The organism is Mesorhizobium sp. NPDC059025 (assembly GCF_042739655.1).
Lineage (GTDB): Bacteria > Pseudomonadota > Alphaproteobacteria > Rhizobiales > Rhizobiaceae > Mesorhizobium.
This window is the reverse complement of record NZ_JBHYIM010000021.1, coordinates 1-20,087: the sequence shown is the minus strand read 5'-3', so window position 1 is coordinate 20,087 and position 20,087 is coordinate 1. Positions and strand designations below refer to the sequence as shown.

General features: G+C 61.9%; 15 protein-coding genes and 1 tRNA gene. 10 read left to right on the top strand and 6 right to left on the bottom strand.

What is annotated here, in order from left to right; translation table 11 throughout:
• The first annotated feature begins 124 nt into the window (after positions 1 to 124).
• Positions 125 to 1,306, top strand: coding sequence for a lytic murein transglycosylase (locus tag ACFWYE_RS29545; RefSeq protein ID WP_379115581.1), 1,182 nt, complete (start codon positions 125 to 127; stop codon positions 1,304 to 1,306).
• 72 nt (positions 1,307 to 1,378) lie between these two features.
• A complete protein-coding gene (locus ACFWYE_RS29540; RefSeq protein WP_379115580.1) occupies positions 1,379 to 2,605 on the top strand; it encodes a DUF459 domain-containing protein in 1,227 nt (408 codons plus the stop codon).
• 99 nt (positions 2,606 to 2,704) lie between these two features.
• Here the strand turns inward: ACFWYE_RS29540 and ACFWYE_RS29535 are convergent, their stop codons facing one another.
• Together ACFWYE_RS29535 and gltB are read right to left on the bottom strand one after the other, a co-directional pair.
• Positions 2,705 to 4,159, bottom strand: coding sequence for a glutamate synthase subunit beta (locus ACFWYE_RS29535; protein ID WP_379115579.1), 1,455 nt, complete (start codon positions 4,157 to 4,159; stop codon positions 2,705 to 2,707).
• Positions 4,160 to 4,307: 148 nt separating this feature from the next.
• A complete protein-coding gene (gene gltB / locus ACFWYE_RS29530) occupies positions 4,308 to 9,062 on the bottom strand; it encodes a glutamate synthase large subunit (protein ID WP_379115578.1) in 4,755 nt (1,584 codons plus the stop codon).
• A gap of 557 nt (positions 9,063 to 9,619) precedes the next feature.
• On the opposite strand from gltB, the gene ACFWYE_RS29525 reads away from it, so the two are divergent.
• The 4 genes from ACFWYE_RS29525 (at position 9,620) to ACFWYE_RS29510 (ending at position 13,582) form a co-directional block, all read left to right on the top strand.
• Positions 9,620 to 10,672 (top strand): threonine aldolase family protein, encoded by a 1,053-nt coding sequence (locus ACFWYE_RS29525; protein WP_379115577.1) that lies wholly within the window; start codon positions 9,620 to 9,622, stop codon positions 10,670 to 10,672.
• Positions 10,673 to 10,678: 6 nt separating this feature from the next.
• Positions 10,679 to 11,476 (top strand): PhzF family phenazine biosynthesis protein, encoded by a 798-nt coding sequence (locus tag ACFWYE_RS29520; RefSeq protein WP_379115576.1) that lies wholly within the window; start codon positions 10,679 to 10,681, stop codon positions 11,474 to 11,476.
• 58 nt (positions 11,477 to 11,534) lie between these two features.
• On the top strand, positions 11,535 to 12,170 hold the full coding sequence (locus ACFWYE_RS29515; protein WP_379066863.1) for a LysE family translocator: 636 nt from the start codon (positions 11,535 to 11,537) through the stop codon (positions 12,168 to 12,170).
• A gap of 203 nt (positions 12,171 to 12,373) precedes the next feature.
• On the top strand, positions 12,374 to 13,582 hold the full coding sequence (locus ACFWYE_RS29510; protein WP_379115575.1) for an MFS transporter: 1,209 nt from the start codon (positions 12,374 to 12,376) through the stop codon (positions 13,580 to 13,582).
• Between the two features lie 87 nt (positions 13,583 to 13,669).
• Here ACFWYE_RS29510 and ACFWYE_RS29505 read toward each other — a convergent pair whose 3' ends face one another.
• Entirely contained in the window at positions 13,670 to 14,137 is a 468-nt protein-coding gene (locus tag ACFWYE_RS29505) for an Hsp20 family protein (RefSeq protein WP_379066859.1), read from the bottom strand.
• A gap of 450 nt (positions 14,138 to 14,587) precedes the next feature.
• Between ACFWYE_RS29505 and ACFWYE_RS29500 the strand changes: the two genes are divergently transcribed.
• Together ACFWYE_RS29500 and ACFWYE_RS29495 are read left to right on the top strand one after the other, a co-directional pair.
• Positions 14,588 to 15,559, top strand: coding sequence for an alpha/beta fold hydrolase (locus ACFWYE_RS29500; protein WP_379115574.1), 972 nt, complete (start codon positions 14,588 to 14,590; stop codon positions 15,557 to 15,559).
• 26 nt (positions 15,560 to 15,585) lie between these two features.
• Positions 15,586 to 16,008, top strand: coding sequence for a nuclear transport factor 2 family protein (locus tag ACFWYE_RS29495; protein ID WP_379115573.1), 423 nt, complete (start codon positions 15,586 to 15,588; stop codon positions 16,006 to 16,008).
• Between the two features lie 81 nt (positions 16,009 to 16,089).
• On the opposite strand, the gene hisN is transcribed toward ACFWYE_RS29495, so the two are convergent.
• Together hisN and ACFWYE_RS29485 are read right to left on the bottom strand one after the other, a co-directional pair.
• Complete coding sequence (hisN, locus tag ACFWYE_RS29490) at positions 16,090 to 16,863, bottom strand: histidinol-phosphatase (RefSeq protein WP_379115572.1); 774 nt, start codon at positions 16,861 to 16,863, stop codon at positions 16,090 to 16,092.
• Positions 16,864 to 17,203: 340 nt separating this feature from the next.
• Complete coding sequence (locus tag ACFWYE_RS29485) at positions 17,204 to 18,097, bottom strand: N-formylglutamate amidohydrolase (RefSeq protein WP_379115571.1); 894 nt, start codon at positions 18,095 to 18,097, stop codon at positions 17,204 to 17,206.
• A gap of 199 nt (positions 18,098 to 18,296) precedes the next feature.
• Between ACFWYE_RS29485 and cpdR the strand changes: the two genes are divergently transcribed.
• Entirely contained in the window at positions 18,297 to 18,659 is a 363-nt protein-coding gene (cpdR, locus tag ACFWYE_RS29480; protein WP_018429348.1) for a cell cycle two-component system response regulator CpdR, read from the top strand.
• A 264-nt stretch (positions 18,660 to 18,923) separates the two neighbouring features.
• Positions 18,924 to 18,998, top strand: a tRNA-Val gene (locus ACFWYE_RS29475).
• 31 nt (positions 18,999 to 19,029) lie between these two features.
• Here ACFWYE_RS29475 and ACFWYE_RS29470 read toward each other — a convergent pair.
• Positions 19,030 to 19,263, bottom strand: a complete 234-nt coding sequence (locus tag ACFWYE_RS29470; RefSeq protein WP_379066849.1) for a hypothetical protein — start codon at positions 19,261 to 19,263, stop codon at positions 19,030 to 19,032.
• Positions 19,264 to 20,087: the final 824 nt, after the last annotated feature.

Here is a 20,087-nt window from a genome sequence, read left to right as displayed (position 1 = left end):
TAGAGCGTTTCCGTTCTTTAAGGAAACGCGGGAACGCTCCAGCTCCTCGGTTTTGTACGATTCCGGACGCAAAACCGCTGCGCACTTTTACCGGAATGGCTCCAAGCGCCTTGCCAGTCTTGCGATGGCGACGGCGCTATCGATTGCCCTGTTGATCCCGACCGGGCCTGCGCAAGCCGACGCCGGCTTCCGCAACTGGGTCGCCTCGTTCCGTGCCACCGCTGTGCAATCGGGCGTGTCGGGTGCGGTCTACGATGAAGCATTCCGCAACATCAGAGATCCCGATCTGGAAGTGCTTGAAAAGGCGCGTTTCCAGCCCGAATTCACTGCCCCTGCCTGGGATTATTTCGACAACCGCGTCCACGAGCAGTCGATCGCCAATGGACAGGCAATGGCGCGCAAGTGGAAACCATGGCTCGACAAGATCGAGGCCCGCTTCGGCGTCGACCGCTACATCCTGCTCGCAATCTGGTCGATGGAATCCAACTACGGCGAGATGCTCAAGCGTACCGATGTCATGCGCAACGTCATCCGTTCGCTGGCGACACTCGGCTATGGCGACAAGAAGCGCTCCAAATTCGCCCGCACGCAGTTGATCGCGGCACTCAAGATCCTGCAGACCGGCGATATCGATGAAAGCCATCTGCAAGGTTCGTGGGCCGGTGCGATGGGTCACACCCAGTTCATTCCGACCAGCTACCAGAGCTATGCGGTGGACTTCGATGGCAACGGCCGTCGCGACATCTGGAATTCGGTGCCCGATGCGCTGGCAACCGCAGCCAATCTCCTGAAGAAGAATGGCTGGCAATCAGGCAAGACCTGGGGTTACGAAGTGGCCCTGCCGGATGGCAAGATGCCGGGCGGCTCCATGTCGCTCGCCAAATGGCAGTCGCTCGGTGTTGCCCGCGCCAGCGGCAAGCCCTTCAGGAACGGCGCCGACAAGGCCGAGCTGAAGCTGCCGGGCGGTCGCGAAGGCCCGGCCTTCCTGGTCACCCGCAATTTCCAGGTGATCAAGCGCTACAACAACGCCGACAAGTATGCCTTCGCCGTTGGCCTGCTAGCCGACCAGATTGCCGGCTACGGCACGCTGGTGAATGACTGGAGTCGGCCGTTCACCAAGCTGAGCTTTGCGGAAAAGCAGGAATTGCAGCAGCGCCTGGCCGACAACGGCTACTACAGCGGCAATTTCGACGGCAAGATTGGCCAGGCCTCCAAGGATGCCATCATGGCCTATCAGTCCAAGGTCGGCTTGACCCCGGACGGCAATCCCAGCATGGAAGTGCTGAAGACGCTGCGGCGGCGCTAGGCGCCGCCAGACATTGAAAGAATGGGGTGGGCCGGCTGATCGGATCGCCCGTATCGGAAACGGAGAGGCAGCTTGGCGGCGGCAACGCGCTTGATGGCAAGACTACGCCGGCTGCCGCTCCTCATCGTCGCAGCGGTCCTGCTGTTGGTCGGTACCGCCGCTGTGATCCACGTCCCCGCCTTTGGCCAGGAAGAAGAAGCGCGGCCATGGTCATTGCGCGACCTCTTCTTCCCGCGCCGAAGCGAGCGTGTAGCGCCGCTGCCGGAAGACCGCTTCCCGGCGCGTCCGAAAAAGAAGAAGCCTGTCGTGCGCAAACCGGCCGAGCCAGAGGTGCCGGTAGTCGAGAAGACAACCGATGCCCGCACCATCCTCGTCATCGGCGACTTCATCGCGAGCGGCCTCGCCGAAGGGCTGAATGAGGTCTTCGCCAACAATCCCGCCATCCGCGTTGCGGACAAGGCCAAGGGCTCCTCCGGTTTCGTACGCGACGACGTTTACAACTGGCCGCAGGAGATTTCGGCGTTGCTGGCGGCCGAGAAGCCTGCCGTCGTCATCGTCATGATGGGGTCAAACGATCGCCAGCAGATGAAGGTGGGGGAAGAACGCGAGCAGCCGCGCACGGAAGTCTGGACCAAGGCCTATGAACTGCGCACCGAGGCGCTTGCAAAGGCTTTGGCGGCTTCCAAGATCCCTTATCTCTGGGTCGGCATGCCGGCCTTCAAGACCCAAAAAATGACCGCCGACATGCTGGCCTTCAACGGTATCTATCGCGCGGCGGCGGAGACCTATAATGGCGAGTTCGTCGACATCTGGGATGGCTTCGTCGACGAGAACGGCGCTTTTGTCTCGACCGGCCCTGACGTCAATGGCCAGCCGGTGCGCCTGCGCGCCGACGATGGCATCAACCTGACCCGCGGCGGCAAGCGCAAGCTGGCCTTTTATGCCGAAAAGCCCCTGATGAAGATACTCGGTCTGTCGGCTCCAACAGCACCGGTATCCCTGCCTGTTGGCCCTCTGCCGGCAGGTCAGCCACCGACACCGGCGGCGCCGATGCCGGTGGATCGCACCGAACCGATCGCACTTGGCGATCCGGCGCTCGATGGGGGAACGGAGTTGCTTGGAGCAACGCAGCCTTCAAAGCCCGCCCTCATACTTCCAGGCGAAAAGCTGGCCGTCCAAGGTATTGCCCCAGCCGCGTCGCCCGGCCGCGCCGATGACTTTGGCGGGTCTGCAAAACCGGCGCCAGCTGCTTCAGGCACGCCGGTTGCTCCAGACAAGACCGGCGCCTTGCGGCCATAGCAAGCAGCGGCCTTTGAACCTGTCCGAAGACCGCACGCCTCTTGCATGAAAATGGCAAACGTCCGCGGGTTCGTCTCCCAGACCCACCCGCGGGGCAGATCAGCGCGGCAGCACGCTCGCGCCGGTCAGCGCCTCATCGATCGCACGCGCCGCCTGACGGCCCTCCCGGATCGCCCACACCACCAGCGACTGGCCCCGGCGGATATCGCCGGCGGCATAGAGCCGGTCGATATTGGTGCGATAATCCTGGTCGTTGGCCGCGACATTCTTGGAACGCCGCACGTCGGTGATGATCTCGAGCTTGCCGTCCAGCTCAGCCGTCACGGCGCCGTCGATCGGGCCGGCAAAACCGATGGCGATGAAGGCGAGATCGGCACGGATGACGAATTCCGTCCCGGGGATCGGCTTGCGCTTCTCGTCCACTTCGCAGCACTTCACGCCGGTGAGCTGGCCTTCCTCGCCGATGAATTCCAGCGTCGCCACCTGGAACTCGCGTTCGGCCCCTTCCGCCTGACTGGAAGAGGTTCGCATCTTGGTTGCCCAATAGGGCCAGACCGAAAGCTTGTCTTCCTTCTCGGGCGGCTGCGGACGGATATCGAGCTGAGTGACACGCACCGCACCCTGGCGGAACGCCGTGCCGACGCAGTCGGAGGCCGTGTCGCCCCCACCGACGACCACGACATGCTGGCCGGATGCCACGATCGGCTGCGACGCCCAGGCGACCGACTGGATGTCCTCGCCGCCGACACGCTTGTTCTGTTGAACGAGGTACGGCATCGCGTCATGCACGCCTTCGAAATCGTCGCCAGGAATACCGGCCGGACGCGGCGTTTCCGAACCGCCGCAGTAGAGCACCGCGTCGTATTCGGCGAGCAGTTCCTCGACCTTCTTGTCGACGCCGACATTGACGCCGCAATGGAACGTCACGCCCTCGCCGACCATCTGTTCGACGCGGCGGTCGATGTAATGCTTTTCCATCTTGAAGTCGGGAATGCCGAAACGGAGCAGGCCGCCGGGACGGCTCTCGCGCTCGAAGACATGCACGTCATGGCCGGCTCGGCCAAGCTGCTGCGCCGCGGCCATGCCAGCCGGGCCCGACCCGATGACGGCAACCTTCTTGCCGGTCTTCTTTTCCGGCGGATAAGGGCGTACGAAGCCGGTCTCGTAGGCCTTGTCGGCCAGCGCCTGCTCCACCGTCTTGATGGCGACCGGAATGTCTTCCAGGTTCAGCGTGCAGGCTTCCTCGCACGGCGCCGGGCAGATGCGGCCGGTGAATTCCGGGAAATTGTTGGTCGAATGCAGGTTGCGGATCGCAGCATCCCAGTCGCCATTGTAGACGAGGTCGTTCCAGTCAGGGATCTGGTTGTGGATCGGACAGCCCGTCGGGCCGTGGCAGAAGGGAATGCCGCAGTCCATGCAGCGCGCGGCCTGCTTCTCGACCTCGGGCTGCGACATCGGCAGCGTGAATTCGCGAAAATGCCGGATACGGTCGGATGCCGGCTGGTACTTGTGCACCTGCCGATCGATCTCGAGAAAACCTGTTACCTTGCCCATGTCTCGGTTCCTGTAGAGCACGTGGCGGGGTTACCGCCGCACCCGTTATCCTCATCCGGCCGCAAGCGCAACCGCGGGATCGGGTCAATGATTGGCTGTATCGTGTGACGGGCGCCGGGAAGCGCCTGCTCCCCGGCTCACCGGATGCCTATTCGGCCGCCACGCTCATGCGGGCGCGCTCCATCTCCTGCAGCGCGCGACGATATTCGACCGGCATGACCTTCCGGAATTTCGGCCGGAAGCTCGCCCAGTTGTCGAGGATCTCCTTGCCCCGCGTCGAACCCGTGAAGTGCACATGGTTCGAGATCAGCTGATAGAGGCGCTCCTCGTCGTGGCTGGTCATGTCGCCGGACACGTCGACGCGGCCCTTGTGGTCGATGTCGCCGCCGTGATGGAGCAGTTTTTCCATCAGGTCGTCCTCTTCCGGGACCGGCTCGAGCTCGACCATGGCCATGTTGCAGCGAAGCGCGAAATCGCCCTCTTCATCCAGCACATAGGCGACGCCACCCGACATACCGGCCGCGAAATTGCGACCGGTCTTGCCGATGACAACGACGACGCCGCCGGTCATGTATTCGCAACCGTGATCGCCCACGCCTTCGACGACTGTTACCGCGCCGGAGTTGCGCACGGCGAAACGTTCGCCGGCCACGCCACGGAAGTAGCATTCACCCTCGATGGCGCCGTAGAGCACGGTGTTGCCGACGATGATCGAATCCTCGGCGACGATCTTGGCGTCTTCCGGCGGACGGATGACGATGCGGCCGCCAGACAGGCCCTTGGCGACATAGTCGTTGCCGGCGCCGATCAGTTCGAACGACACGCCGCGCGCCAGGAAGGCGCCGAAGGACTGGCCGGCGGTGCCGGTCAGCGTCACCTTGATGGTGTCCTCGCGCAGGCCCTTGTGCCTGAAACGCTTGGCGACCTCGCCCGACAGCATGGCGCCGGCGGAGCGGTCGACATTGCGGATCGGCAGCGCGATCTCGACGGGTTGGCGTGCCTCGAGAGCGGGCTTGGCCTGTTCGATCATCTGGCGGTCGAGCACGTCGTCGATCGGGTGTTTCTGGCGCTCGGTCCAGTGCACGGCCTCGCGCGGCGCCTCGGGCTTGTAGAACATCTTCGAGAAGTCCAGGCCACGTGCCTTCCAGTGATTGATGACCTCACGCTTTTCCAGAAGATCGGTGTCGCCGATGATCTGGTCGAGATGGGTGTAACCCATTTCAGCCAGCAGCTCGCGCACCTCTTCCGCCACGTAGAAGAAGTAGTTGATGACGTGTTCGGGCGTGCCCTTGAAGCGCTTGCGCAGCACCGGATCCTGGGTGGCGACGCCAACCGGGCAGGTGTTGAGGTGGCATTTGCGCATCATGATGCAGCCGGCAGCGATCAGCGGTGCGGTCGAGAAGCCGAATTCGTCGGCGCCAAGCAGCGCGCCGACGATGACGTCGCGACCGGTGCGAAGGCCACCATCGACCTGCAGCGCCACCCTCGAACGCAGGCCGTTCAGCACCAGTGTCTGGTGCGTCTCGGCCAGCCCCATTTCCCAAGGCGAACCCGCGTGCTTGAGCGAGGTCAGCGGCGAGGCCCCGGTACCACCGTCATAGCCGGAGATGGTGATGTGGTCGGCGCGTGCCTTGGCGACGCCCGCGGCAACCGTACCGACACCCACCTCCGACACCAGCTTCACCGACACGTCAGCGGCCGGGTTGACGTTCTTCAGGTCGTAGATCAGCTGTGCCAGGTCTTCGATCGAATAGATGTCGTGATGCGGTGGCGGCGAGATCAGGCCGACGCCCGGCGTCGAATGGCGAACCTTGGCGATGGTGGCGTCAACCTTATGGCCGGGCAGCTGGCCACCTTCGCCGGGCTTGGCGCCCTGCGCCACCTTGATCTGCATCATATCGGCGTTGACGAGATATTCGGCGCTCACGCCGAAGCGGCCCGACGCCACCTGCTTGATGGCCGAACGTTCGAGATTGCGGCCGCCACCCGGCAACGGCAGATAGCGGTCCGGCTCCTCGCCGCCTTCACCCGTGTTCGACTTGCCACCGATCGTGTTCATGGCGATTGCCAGCGTGGTGTGGGCTTCCCTCGAGATCGAGCCGAAAGACATCGCGCCCGTCGAGAAACGCTTCACGATCTCGGCCGCCGGCATCACCTCTTCCAGGGCAACCTTCTTGCGGCCGGTCTCTTCAGCGAGCTTGACGCGGAAAAGGCCACGGATCTGCTGAGCACGTGCCGTCTCGCTGTCGATCTGCTGCGAGAATTCCTTGAAGGTCGACCATGAGCCCTTGCGTACGGCATGCTGCAGCGTGGCCACGGCGTCAGGCGTCCACATGTGGGCCTCGCCGCGCATGCGGTACATGTACTCGCCACCAACCTGCAGGGTGGTGCGCAGCACGGGATCATCGCCGAAGGCATCACCATGGCGTGCCACCGTCTCTTCCGAAACTTCGTCGAGCCCGACGCCTTCGATAAGGGTCGCTGTACCGGTGAAGTACTTCTCGATGAAATCGCCCTTCAGGCCGACGGCGTCGAAGATCTGCGCGCCGCAATAGGACTGGTAGGTCGATATGCCCATCTTGGACATCACCTTGAGGATGCCCTTGCCGATCGACTTGATGTAGCGCGACACGACTTCCGAGGCATCGACCTCTTCCGGCATCTCGCCCTTCTTGTGCATGTCGAGCAATGTATCGAAGGCGAGATACGGGTTGATCGCTTCGGCGCCGTAGCCGGCGAGACAGCAGAAGTGGTGCACTTCGCGCGGCTCGCCCGATTCCACGACCAGACCGACCGAGGTACGCAGCCCCTTGCGGATCAGGTGATGGTGCACGGCGGCCGTCGCCAGCAGCGCCGGAATGGCGATGCGATCCGGGCCGACCTGGCGGTCGGACAGGATGATGATGTTGTAGCCACCGGCAACCGCCGCTTCGGCGCGATCACACAGGCGCTCGACCGCGCCCGCCATGCCCGCGGCTCCTTCGGTGATCGAATAGGTGACGTCGATGGTCTTGGTGTCGAAACGGTCCTCGGTATGGCCGATGGAACGAATCTTCTCCAGATCGCCGTTGGTCAGGATCGGCTGGCGTACTTCCAGCCGCTTCTTGCGGGAGGAACCGACCAGGTCGAAAATGTTCGGCCGCGGTCCGATGAAGGACACCAGGCTCATCACCAGTTCCTCGCGGATCGGGTCGATCGGCGGATTGGTGACTTGGGCGAAGTTCTGCTTGAAATAGGTGTAGAGCAGCTTCGACTTGTCCGACATCGCCGAAATCGGCGTGTCGGTGCCCATCGAGCCAACCGCTTCCTGGCCGGTGACGGCCATTGGCGCCATCAGCAGCTTCAGGTCTTCCTGGCTGTAGCCGAAGGATTGCTGGCGATCGAGCAGGGTCACGTCCTTGCGCAGCGCGCGCGGCTCCACCGGATTCAGATCTTCCAGCACCAGTTGGGTGCGCTTCAGCCAATCCTTGTAAGGATGCTGTGCGGCGATCTCCTTCTTGATCTCCTCATCCGAGATGATGCGGCCCTCGACCAGGTCGATGAGCAGCATCTTGCCGGGCTGCAGGCGCCACTTGCGCACGATGTGCTTTTCCTCGACCGGCAGCACGCCGGCCTCGGAGGCCAGGATGACACGGTCGTCGTCGGTGACGATGTAGCGCGCCGGCCTCAGGCCGTTGCGGTCCAGCGTCGCGCCGATCTGGCGTCCGTCGGTGAAGCAGACGGCGGCGGGGCCATCCCACGGCTCCATCAGCGCCGCATGATATTCGTAGAAAGCCTTGCGGTCGGCATCCATCGACTTGTTGCCGGCCCAGGCTTCCGGGATCAGCATCATCATCGAATGCGCCAGCGTGTAGCCACCCTGGAACAGGAACTCGAGCGCATTGTCGAAACAGGCCGTGTCCGACTGTCCTTCATAGGAGATCGGCCACAGCTTGGAGATGTTGTTGCCGAACAGCTCGGAATCGACCGAGGCCTGGCGCGCCGCCATCCAGTTGTTGTTGCCGCGCACGGTGTTGATCTCGCCGTTGTGGGCGACCATGCGGTAAGGATGCGCCAGCTTCCATGACGGGAAGGTGTTGGTCGAAAAGCGCTGGTGGACCAGGATCAACGCGGTCTCGAAGCGCGGATCGGACAGATCCTTGTAGTAGGCGCCGACCTGGTAGGCCAGGAACATGCCCTTGTAGACGATGGTGCGCGCCGACAGCGACACGCAGTACGAGCCGATGTCCTTGTTGTTGTGCTCGGCATAGATGCGGCCCGAAATCACCTTGCGCAGGAGATAGAGGCGCGCCTCGTATTCCTCGTCATTGTCAATGTCGGGCGTGCGGCCGATGAACACCTGGCGATGGAACGGCTCGGCGGCCGCGATATCGGGCGCCTTGGACAAGGAGGAATTGTCGACCGGAACGTCGCGGAAGCCGATGAGCGGCAGGCCTTCCGACTGCGCCGACTCGGTGATGATCGCGTCGACATGGGCGCGCAGTTCGGGGTCTCGCGGCATGAACCAGTGGCCAACGCCATACTGGCCGGCCGGCGGCAGTTCGATGTCCTGCTTGGCCATTTCCTCGCGGAAGAAACGGTCGGGGATCTGCACGAGAACGCCGGCACCATCGCCCATCAACGGATCCGCCCCCACCGCGCCGCGATGGGTGAGGTTCTCCAGCATGAGCAGGCCGTCCTTGACGATCTGGTGCGACTTCACGCCCTTCATCTGGGCGATGAAGCCGACGCCGCAGGCGTCATGCTCGTTGCGCGGATCATACATGCCCTGGGCCGAAGGCGATCGGTCGAACAGTCCGGCAGTCGGATTTGTGGTGGTTCGCAGAGCGGTTTTGACGGTGGCCGCTTTCGTCTGTGCAACCGGGGCAAATACCGTCGTCACAGATGGCGTCACTTCCGTCATCGTCCTATCCTCTGTTCTGCGCCACTCGGGCGCTGCTTCTCCATGGGAAGCTTGACACTTCCCTCTCCACACTTCTCGCACCTGTCGCGAAATCCTGGCGAACCATGCCGGGTATCGTCCGGCCGCGGTTCGGCCTGTCATCGCACGCCACTCGTGGCGGCAGCCGGACAGGCGCTTATCTTACGCCAATCCAGCCTGGTTGGTACCGGTAAATAAGACAGCAATGCTGTCCTAAATTTCTATGACAGAAATCCCGACACCACACAAGACCGATTCGGAAATTTTTCAGCCGATTGGCGAAAGAAAATTACGCGCGATCCGCCGCCACAGAAACTTTCTGGCCGGACAGCATAGCCTATCACCCCGAAACTCGGAATCGGTTTTCGGAAAGGATCATACGCCCGATCAAGGTGTTAGAGCGCGCGTCCAGGAGGACGCGCAGCGCTCGAACGAGCTCTGGCTCCAAACATCCGGCCAGTGCTGGACCTTGCAGAGTGGCTCGGAATGCCGTCATGGTTCGCGCCTTCCCCGAATTGCCAGGAAATAGGCCTCGAAGCATGTTTTTTGCCTCCGACAACTGGGCCGGTGCCCATCCCAAGGTCGCCGCCGCACTCAATGCGAACAACACCGGCTTTGCTGCGGCCTATGGCGACAGCGATCTCGACAAGGCAGTCGCTCAGCGCTTCAGCGAGATTTTCGAACGCGAAGTCGCGGTCTTCTTCGTGGCCACCGGCACCGCCGCCAACTCGCTTTCGCTCACCGCCTACAACAAACCCGGCGGCATCACCTTCTGCCATCGCGAATCGCACATCGTCGAAGACGAATGCGGTGCGCCGGAATACTTCACCGGCGGCTCGCGGTTGCGGCCTGTCGACGGTGCGCTTGGCCGCATCGACCCGGCGGCCCTGGAGCAGGCGATCCAGCGTTTTGCCGGAGAAAACGTTCATGCCGGCAGGCCGATGGCGATCTCCATCACGCAGTCGACCGAAACAGGTACGGTCTACGGACTGGAGGATATCGAGGCCATTTCCAGGATCGCCAGCCGCTACGGCCTGCCGCTGCATATGGACGGCGCCCGTTTTGCCAACGCGCTCGCTTCGCTGGAGGCGAGCCCCGCCGAAATGACCTGGAAGCGCGGCATCGACATCCTGTCCTTCGGCGGAACCAAGAATGGCTGCTGGTGTGCGGAAGCGATCGTGCTGTTCGATCTCGATCGCGCCAAGGAGCTCGCTTTCCTGCGCAAGCGTGCTGCGCAGCTGTTCTCGAAATCGCGCTTCATCGCCGCCCAGTTCGATGCCTATTTCAAGGACGGACTGTGGATGGAAACCGCGCACCACGCCAACGCCATGGCCGGGCGCCTGGCAGCGGCGATCGAGGATGACGAAAACTCCAAGCTGGCCTGGCTGCCGCAGGCCAACGAGGTCTTCGCGATTCTCGACAAGAAGAAGGCCGAGCGGCTTCTGGCTTCAGGAGCTGCGTTCTACGACTGGCACAAACCGCATGGGTTCGACGGTCACATCGCCGAGAATGAAGCGCTCTACCGGTTCGTGACCAGCTTCGCCACCACCGAAAAGGATGTCGACCGCTTCGCCGAACAACTCAAGGCTTGAAACGCAGTGAAAGCAACTGCCATGACGGTGATGTATCAGGTCGACGCTTTCTCGGATCGGATCTTCGGTGGCAATCCGGCCGCCGTGCTTGTTCTCGACGACTGGCTGGCTGCAGAGACCATGCAGTCCATCGCTGCCGAGAACAATCTGGCCGAAACCGCTTTTGCCCGACCGAACGGCAAGGGCTGGGACCTGCGCTGGTTCACGCCGGTGCATGAGGTCGAGTTCTGTGGGCATGCCACGCTGGCGACCGCGCATGTACTTGCCGCGCATCACGGCACGGTTGGCGAAATGACGTTCTCCACGCGCGTCGGCGAACTGCGTGTTGCCCGTGTCGATGACGGCTATCGCATGGACCTGCCGAGCTTTCCCCCGGAAACACTGCCGGACCTGCCAGCGCCGATCGACGAACTGTTCGCCGATATCGACCACCACGCCTTCCGCAATTTCGAGAACATCTTCGTCGAACTGCCTGACGAGGCGGCCGTCCGCGCCTTCACGCCGGATCTGGCGAAAATCGCGACCTTGAAGCTGCAGGGGCTGGTTATCACCGGCAAGGGCAACACCTACGACTTCGTTTCGCGCTATTTCGCGCCGGGTGCCGGCATTCCGGAAGACCCCGTGACCGGCTCGATCCACGCGACACTTGTTCCTCACTGGGCAGGCAAGCTTGGCAAGACTCGTTTGTCGGCGTTCCAGGCTTCGGCACGCGGCGGCCATCTCCTGTGTGAACTCGCTGGCGATCGTGTGCTGATCACCGGCAAGGCCGTGACCTTCATGAAGGCGGAAATTCATCTGCCATGATGGGCCCGGGCAGAGTTTTGTGTAAAATCGGTCAGCTGACGGCTTCAGAGAAAAACCCATGCCCTCCACCGAGCTCCTCATCGCCTTTTTCATCACGACGTCGGTTTTCGCCTATATCCCAGGCCCTGCCATGCTGTACGCGACGGCGCAGACCATCGCGCGCGGTCGCTGGTCGGGTTTCATGGCAGCAGCCGGCATCCATCTTGGCTGCACGGTGCATGTGGTCGCCGCAGCCGCGGGGCTCTCGGTGCTCTTTCACGCTGTCCCCGTTCTTTATCTGCTGGTGAAGCTCGCAGGTGCTGCCTATCTGGTCTGGCTTGGCATCTCGATGTTTCGCGCAAAGTCGGACGGCGGTGAAATCAACCCCCATGCCATTGGTGCGAAATCGGGCCGCCGCGCTTTCGTGGAGAGCATCACCGTCGAGGTGCTCAACCCGAAAACGGCGTTGTTCTTCCTGGCCTTTCTGCCACAATTCATCGATCCCTCGGCATCGTTCCCGGTCTGGGCGCAATTCCTGATCCTCGGCAGCCTCGCCAACCTGATCTTTTCCTCCGCCGACATCGTCTGCGTCCTGCTCGCCGGCGTCATCGTCACGCGTCTGAAACGCTCCAGCGGCGCCCAGCGGCTGATGCGCCGCGCCGGCGGCGCGCTGCTGGTCGGGCTGGGCGCGCACCTCGCGCTGCAAAGGACCTGACCCTCGCTTCATAACTTCCCGGCAGGAACTGAAACCGGTCCGGCAGAATTCGTTCGAAGCCTCTTGACCTCAAGTTCACTTGAACTTGTAAACCCCTGCCCGATCGGTCCGAATGGCCACAGCGCGGCGTTCCGGACACGTCATAGGGAAGCAACCGCTCGCCATGAAGGACGGGGGCCAGCCCAGAAGCATGGAGACGAGGCATGACAATGGTGCAATCGATAGTCCCGGCGACGGGCGCGCGATCGGTTATTGGCTGCAAGATAACGCTGCTCACGGTCGCGACCCTGACGATCATGGCCGGCACCACGATCTCACCCTCGTTGCCGGCCCTCGAGGCGCACTTTGCCGATGTCGACGGTGTCAAGCTGCTCAGCCGCATGGTGCTGACGCTGCCGGCCCTGTTCGTTGCGTTCTGCGCGCCGCTAATCGGCGGTCTCGCTGATCGCTACGGAAGGCTGCGCCTGCTGATCGGCTCGATCCTGCTCTATGGACTCTCCGGTATTTCGGGCCTGTTCATCGACAGCCTGCCAGCGCTGCTTGCCGGTCGCGCCGCGCTCGGCATCGCGATCGGCGGCATCATGACGCTGACCACCGCGCTCGTCGGCGACTATTTCAGCGGCAGCGAGCGCGAGCGTTATCTGGGATTGCAGCAGGCCTTCACCGGCATAGGCGGTGTTGTTTTCGTCGCCGCGGGCGGTCTTCTCGCCGATTATCACTGGCGTGCCCCTTTCGCGATCTATGCCGTGGCTTTCGCCATCATCCCCGCCGCAATCGCTTTCCTGACGGAACCAGGGAGGTCGACGCCCGACGGTCGACAGGCCATCGGCACTCCCTCCGAACACGCGGTTCGCTGGCTGCCGGTCGCGGCCCTGTGCGTGCTCGCCTTCCTCGTCAACATGATCTTCTATTTCATCCCGTCGCAGTTGCCTTTCTACCTGCGCGCGATCGGTATCGGTGCCGCAAGCAATGCCGGCTTTGCGCTCGGTCTGCACAATCTGGTTATGGCGGGTTCCGCACTTGCCTACGGCCGACTGCGCGCCAGGCTTTCCGTGCCGGCGATTTTCGTCATGGGCCTTTGCCTGATGACCCTGGGATTTGTGTTGGTGGCCTTCTCAACGACGATGCCGTCGGTGCTGCTTGCGATGGCGATTGCCGGCGCGGGTCTCGGTCTCACCATACCCAACCTGATGTCCGGCATCATCACGCAGGCCAGCTCGGCCACTCGCGGGCGCCTGGCCGGCATGGCGACAGCGTCGATGTTCATCGGCCACTTCACCTCGCCACTCGTCAGCCAGCCTCTGATCGAGGCCGTCGGCTTTCAGGAGAGTTATCTCGCTGCTGCCTGCGGGCTTGCCGCGCTCGCCATCATTTGCGGGGCCATCGCGCTCAATCGCAAAAGCGGCATGTAGGCTCCCAGGCATCCCAGATCACAACAAAAAGCGGCGCCGCAAGGCGCCGCTTTCATCTCGGGAGGGAGATCTACCGAAACCGGCGACTTAGTTGGCCGCTTTGGCTTCGATCTGCTTGGTCTTGGCCGGAGCAGCCGAAATCGCGATCTTGCGGGGCTTCAGCTCTTCGGGGATGTTGCGCTTCAGGTCGATGTGAAGCAGGCCGTTCTTGAGCGCAGCACCGACGACGTCGACATGGTCGGCCAGCTGGAAGCGGCGCTCGAAGGCGCGAGCGGCGATGCCGCGATAAAGCACTTCCGAGCCTTCGCCATCGGCTTCGTCCTTGCGCTCACCCTTGATGGTCAGCACATTGCGGTGGGCCTCGATCGAAATCTCGTCATCCGAGAAACCGGCGACGGCCATGGAAATCCGGTAGGAATCCTCGCCGGTGCGCTCGATGTTGTAGGGCGGATAGCTCTGGCCGCCTTCAGGCTGAGCCAGTGAATCCAGCATCGTGAACAGACGGTCAAAACCGACGGTCGAGCGATAAAGCGGGGAAAAATCGACATGACGCATGGTGTGTTCTCCTGTTGAGCAACATGGTTTGCGTGATGGTTCAGGCGAAACCCTGGAGGCGTTTCCAATGAACCAGCGACCCCGACATCGGCGGCCGCAACGGACATCTGGGGGTGCCGGAAAGCGGTTTCAAGGCATTCGACCAAGGTTCCAGGCGCTAGTTTGAGATGAACGGCAGATGAACCACCTCTTCTGCCGCCGTTCAGACGGCCGGCGCTACCTTCATTCCAACATCGAAATCAGCGGCGAAATAGCGCCGCGACGAAGCCGAGCCGGGTGCAACGTCCCTTCCTCCCGGGTCGACAGGAGCCGGAAGCGCTGCGTCACGCGCTTCCGGCTTCAGACGTTTTGGCGGTCTGGCGCATCACCGGATTTGCTTTGCATTTTAGCGGATAGCCTCTATCACCTGATGGTTGGCCCGCCCGCGGGTGCGAACACTCGAAGCGCCCGATGACGGATCTCTTCTACGAACTTGACGGCAATCCCGTCCCGGAAAACGCCTTTTCCGGCTTCCTCACCACGCGCGACCGCAAGCAGATCCGCTTCGCCAGGTTTGCCGCCACCGGCAGGCCGCTGAAAGGCACGGTGGTGGTCCTGCCAGGTCGCAACGAATGCATCGAGAAGTATTTCGAGACCGTGCGGAACCTGACCGACCGCGGTTTCGGGGTGGCTATGCTCGACTGGCGCGGCCAGGGCGCCTCCGACCGGCTGCTCAAGAACCCGCAGCGCGGCTATGTGAAAAGCTTTCAGGACTATGCCAGGGATCTGGAGCAACTGTTCACGGAAGTGGTCCTGCCCGACTGCCGCGGACCGTACTACATCCTCGCGCATTCTGCCGGCGCTCTCGTGGCGTTGCTTGCCAGCGCCAACATGGTCAACCGTGTGCAGCGCATGGTGTTGATCGCGCCATTTCTCGATCTGCCCGATCAGCGGGTCTCGATGACGACCGTGCGCCGCCTCGGCAGTGTCCTGACTTGTCTGGGTCTTGGCCGGCTCTACGCCGCCTGGGGACCACGCAAGGCCTTGCCGACGCCATTCGAACGCAATCTGCTGACCAGCGATCCCGAGCGCTATCGTCGCAACACCGGGCTGTATCAGGCCTATCCGCAGCTGGCGCTGGGTGGTCCCACGGTTCGCTGGCTGCGCGCCGCCGCAGCCGCCGCGGAAACCGTGCGCGACCCCGAATTCATGGCAGCGATGAAGATCCCGACTTTGATCATCGGCGCCGGCAGTGATCGCGTCGTCTCGACCCGCGCGGTCGAGCATTTCGCCCGCCACGTCCGGCTCGGTTCCTTCGTTATGATCGACGGCGCCAAGCACGAAATCCTGCAAGAGAAGGATTATTACCGCGAGCAGTTCCTGGCGGCTTTCGACGCCTTCATACCGGGCAGCGCGATGCAGCCAGAGGCAGCGTCGGGTTGAAACACGGAACACGAGACAGGACGAAGATGCCCCGCACCCTGAAGTTTGTCGTGTTGGCTGGCTCGCTGTTCGCCGGTGCCTTGGCAGCCCCTGCGCAGGCCGATGAACCGGAACGCGTGGTGCGGGAATGGTATCGACGTCTCTCGGAATCCGACGTTGCCGGTCTTGCCGGCCTGATTGCGCCAAACGCGGTCTTTCACACGGAGGCCTCAGGCAAGTCGCAGAGCCGTGAGGAATTCATCGCCTATATGGAGCAGTCTCAGGATGTGCTGGCCAACGCCGAGATACGCCACAGGCTGCAGGAAAAAGACGAAACCTCGATCACGATGATCGTCTGCTATGATTTCCAGCCAGGCCTCACGCTCAACCAGGAAACCTACCGCATCGCCGACGGCAAGATCGTCAACGCCCACCAGAAGCGCCTGGCCGAGGATTGCGACGGCTTCTGATCAACTGCGCAGGGCCTCGGCTGTCAATTCGAGGCTTTTGAAAGTCCGTCAGACCTTCGAAAACCGCGACGAATCCGTCGCTCAGCCCCGCAGCGCCGCCATGGCAGCCTCATGCAGTTCGGGCGTTACAGCCGCCAGGATATCGCCGCCATTCTCGGCCGGTCGCCCATCGAAAGTGGTGATGACGCCGCCTGCTTTCTCGATGATCGGGATCAGGGCCACGATGTCATAGGGCTTCAACCCCGGATCGGCGACGATGTCGACCGTACCCGCTGCCACCATCGCGAAGGCGTAGCAGTCGGTACCGTAACGCGACAACTGCACCTTGGTCTCGAAATGGTCGAAACGGCTGCGCGCTTCGCCCTTGAAAAGCCCCGGGGTGGTGGTGAACAGCGTCGCGTCTTCCAGTTTCGTCGTCTTGCGCGCCGCCAGCTTGCGCGGACCGCCGGGCCCTTCATAGAAAGCGCCATCGGCATTGGCGTAGAACAATTCGCCGGTGAAAGGCTGCGACATCAGCCCGGCTACCGCGTCACCGTCGACCGTCAGCCCCACCAGCGTGCCCCATACAGGAAGGCCGGAAATGAAAGCGCGGGTACCGTCGATCGGATCGATCACCCATACATGCCGGCTGGCAAGGTTCTCGCTGCCGTGCTCCTCACCAAGGATGCCGTGATCCGGAAACTCTGCGCCGATCAGCGCGCGGATCGCTCGCTCCGCCTCCCGATCAGCCTCTGTGACAGGATCGAAGCCGCCGGAGAGCTTGTTGACCACGGCGCCCTGACTGCGAAAGCGCGGTAAGGTCTCGGCCGCGGCTGCGCCGGCGATCCGCCGCATGAAGTCGGGGGAAATGTTCAAAGTGCCTCTCCTGGAATTGCCGGGCCGGATTATGTGCCTGGCGCGTACTTAACAAAAGCGTTGCGGGAATGTCACGCGCACGGGGCGGCGATCCTTTCCTATTTCATTTTGAATTAATTATCAGATTGACTTTTGTGCAATGCACAATAACCTCGAAGGCGGACAGGTTCTCCTGTCCATGCCCATCTTGGGCGTTTCCTCCCTAGACTTCGACCGCGTCGTGTCAACGATGCGGTCCTTTTTTATGGGGCAGTGAGGTCGTGGGCAGCGAAATGGCGAGCGGTGGCAAGACTGTGTCGTCACACCATTCACCATCTCACTACCGATACATCACCATTCCCTATTCAGCCGCTTCCGGCAGATCAAGGAAGTGGTGATCCGGTACCGCCATCAGGTCCGCCGTGAAGCGCGCCAGATCCTGCGCCAGGGGATCGAACCCAACGGACTTCTGGAAGGTGCGTTCATTCATGTAGAGTCCGCGGTTCACCTCGATCTGCAGCGCATGCAGATTGCGCACCGGCCGGCCATAATGCTCGGTGATGAAGCCGCCAGCATAAGGTTTGTTGTAGGCGACCGTGTAACCCATGCCGCTGAGAAGCGAGATCGCCTCGTGCGTCAGCATCGCCGAAGCGGACGTGCCGAAACGGTCGCCGATGATGAAATCGGGGCGCACGCCCTGGTCGCTGGTGCGCACGCTGGCCGGCATCGAATGGCAATCGATCAGCACCGCGTAGCCAAAACGGGCATGCGTGCCGGCAATCAACCGTTTCAGCGCCTCGTGATAGGGCTTGTAGATCAGCTCGATGCGCTGGAAGGCCTCGGCGATCGGCAACCGCGCGGCATAGATATCCAGGCCCTCCCCCACCAGCCGCGGCACGGTGCCGAGCCCGCCAGCCACGCGTGCCGAGCGGATGTTGCAATAAGGCGGCACCGGTTCGACGAACATGCGTGGGTCGAGTTCCCACGGCTCTCGGTTCACATCGAGATAGGCTCGCGGGAAATTGGCGGCCAGCATCGGTGCGCCGAGCATGATCGCCGCACCGAACAGTTCATCCACATAACAATCCTCGGAACGGCGGATGGTGCTTCGGTCGAGCTTGGCCATCGCCAGGAACCGATCGGGATAGTGGCGGCCGCTGTGCGGGGAATTAAAGACGAAAGGAACACGCTGCTCTGCGCCCGAGCGGACTTCGAAGGGCGGGACGGCCGCAAAATCCTCGACTGGCGACGTCAAATTTCAGGAACCCATCGCAACGCGTCTCTCATGGCCCCACCGTGCCACCGTGTTTGGGCCGTGTCCAGCGTTTCGGCGGCTTAACGCAAGGGATAGACACCCATCATTCACTTGATGTTTACCCTCGCGATTCCATATACGTGATGGTTAACGGGATTGTTCCTCCACAATCTCGGGGGATGATTCGGACGGGACGAGAATGGCACGCATTCTGCTGGCGGAAGACGACGACGATATGCGCCGGTTCCTGGTCAAGGCGCTTGAGCGCGCGGGCTACCAGGTCAGTGATTTCGACAATGGCGCCAGCGCCTATGAGCGGCTGCGTGAAGAGCCGTTCTCGCTGCTGTTGACCGACATCGTCATGCCCGAGATGGACGGCATCGAACTCGCCCGTCGGGCTACGGAAATCGATCCGGATCTCAAGGTGATGTTCATCACAGGATTCGCCGCTGTCGCGCTGAACCCCGATTCGAAGGCGCCACGCGACGCCAAGGTGCTGTCCAAGCCATTCCACTTGCGCGACCTCGTCAACGAAGTCGAGAAGATGCTGCACGCCGCCTGAGCGGCCGGCACGACCGCAACACACATCGCGGCCATTTTGGAGGCGCAAGTCTGTGTGCGCCTGTGCATGATTGTGGTCGATTCGGCTCCAGTCCGGTTGGGATTGTCTCCCGATCACCCTGCCAACGAAGGAATTCGACCGCCAGGGCAGCCGATATTCTGTCTAGGGATCAGTGCCATCGCGACATTTTGGATGTCGGCTTTCTTTCGGTGTTTCTCGCTATTGACGCGCCGAAACAAAAGTGGTGTATGCGCGGCGTCGGATGGGCGTGTAGCTCAGCGGGAGAGCACTACGTTGACATCGTAGGGGTCACAGGTTCAATCCCTGTCACGCCCACCATTCGAACCCTTCCTTTCCAAGGCTTTCAGTTTCAAGCCTTCCCTCCCACAACCACCTTGAAGTCGCGACTTGCAGTCAAACAGGGCGCGTTTGGTGTGTTTTTGCAGTTCTGCAACGACCTTTCGGTCGCTTGCATGCAGTCTGCCAGGTGTTCCGGATCCAATGCTTCATAGGCATTGGCCGTGCGCTTCTCGTCGTGGCCGAGCCACACGTCGCGCTGCTCCTTGTCGACCGGCGGTTTCTGCCGGCAGACCATCATCGCCATTAAATGCGACATCCATGCGCAATACGATAAGCTCGAGATGCTGGAGGTAGGCGGCGATCGTCCGTTGTCGGTCCTGCTTACTGAGATTGTCGGGCGCAAGGGCTGCGCGCTGAAGGAACGAGTCCCAGCCTACGACAAATGCGGCGCGCCATCTATTCCAATCTACTTGCCGATAAGCCGTCAGCGGCGCCGAACGCCTACGCCAAGGCCAAGGGCGGCTAGTTCGACGATATCTGCTTGTGGTATTTCGGCGATCAGTCTGGGCGGGGGAAAGAAATGCGGATCAAGATTCAGTTCTTGGCGGTGCTAGGGGCGACAGTAGTCGCGGGGTGCACAAGCGTGCAGCAAGCGCAACAAGCGATCGATGGTCGTACTCGCCTAGGCTACATGCCTCATACGGTGGCGTGCCGGCCGTCTCCTCTGTCGCAAATAGACGTCGACCTTACGAATTGGAGAAAAGCTCCAAACGGCACCGCTCCTGAATGGAAACTGATCGTCGGTTCCACCGGAAAGGTGGAAGAACATCGACAAAAAGCGAAAGCTGAGGGCTTCAGTCGACTCATATCCAGATCGCGATCCAAGACTACAGTTAGCGCGGTTTTCATCTATTGCGAGATCTGGGCTCGTTGACTAGCTGATCAACTGAAGCAGTCCCCACACCCATTCGTCGGCCTTCCATAGGCCGAAAGCTGCCAAATAGACCAGCCCAGTGCGCCTCTTAGTAATCTTTCGACTTCGATCCCCCGATAATCCGACTCCAATGGAGAACAGGCATGCCCCAGGTTGCGAGTGTTTCCACCCTTACTGATTTGCAGGCGCTTAGT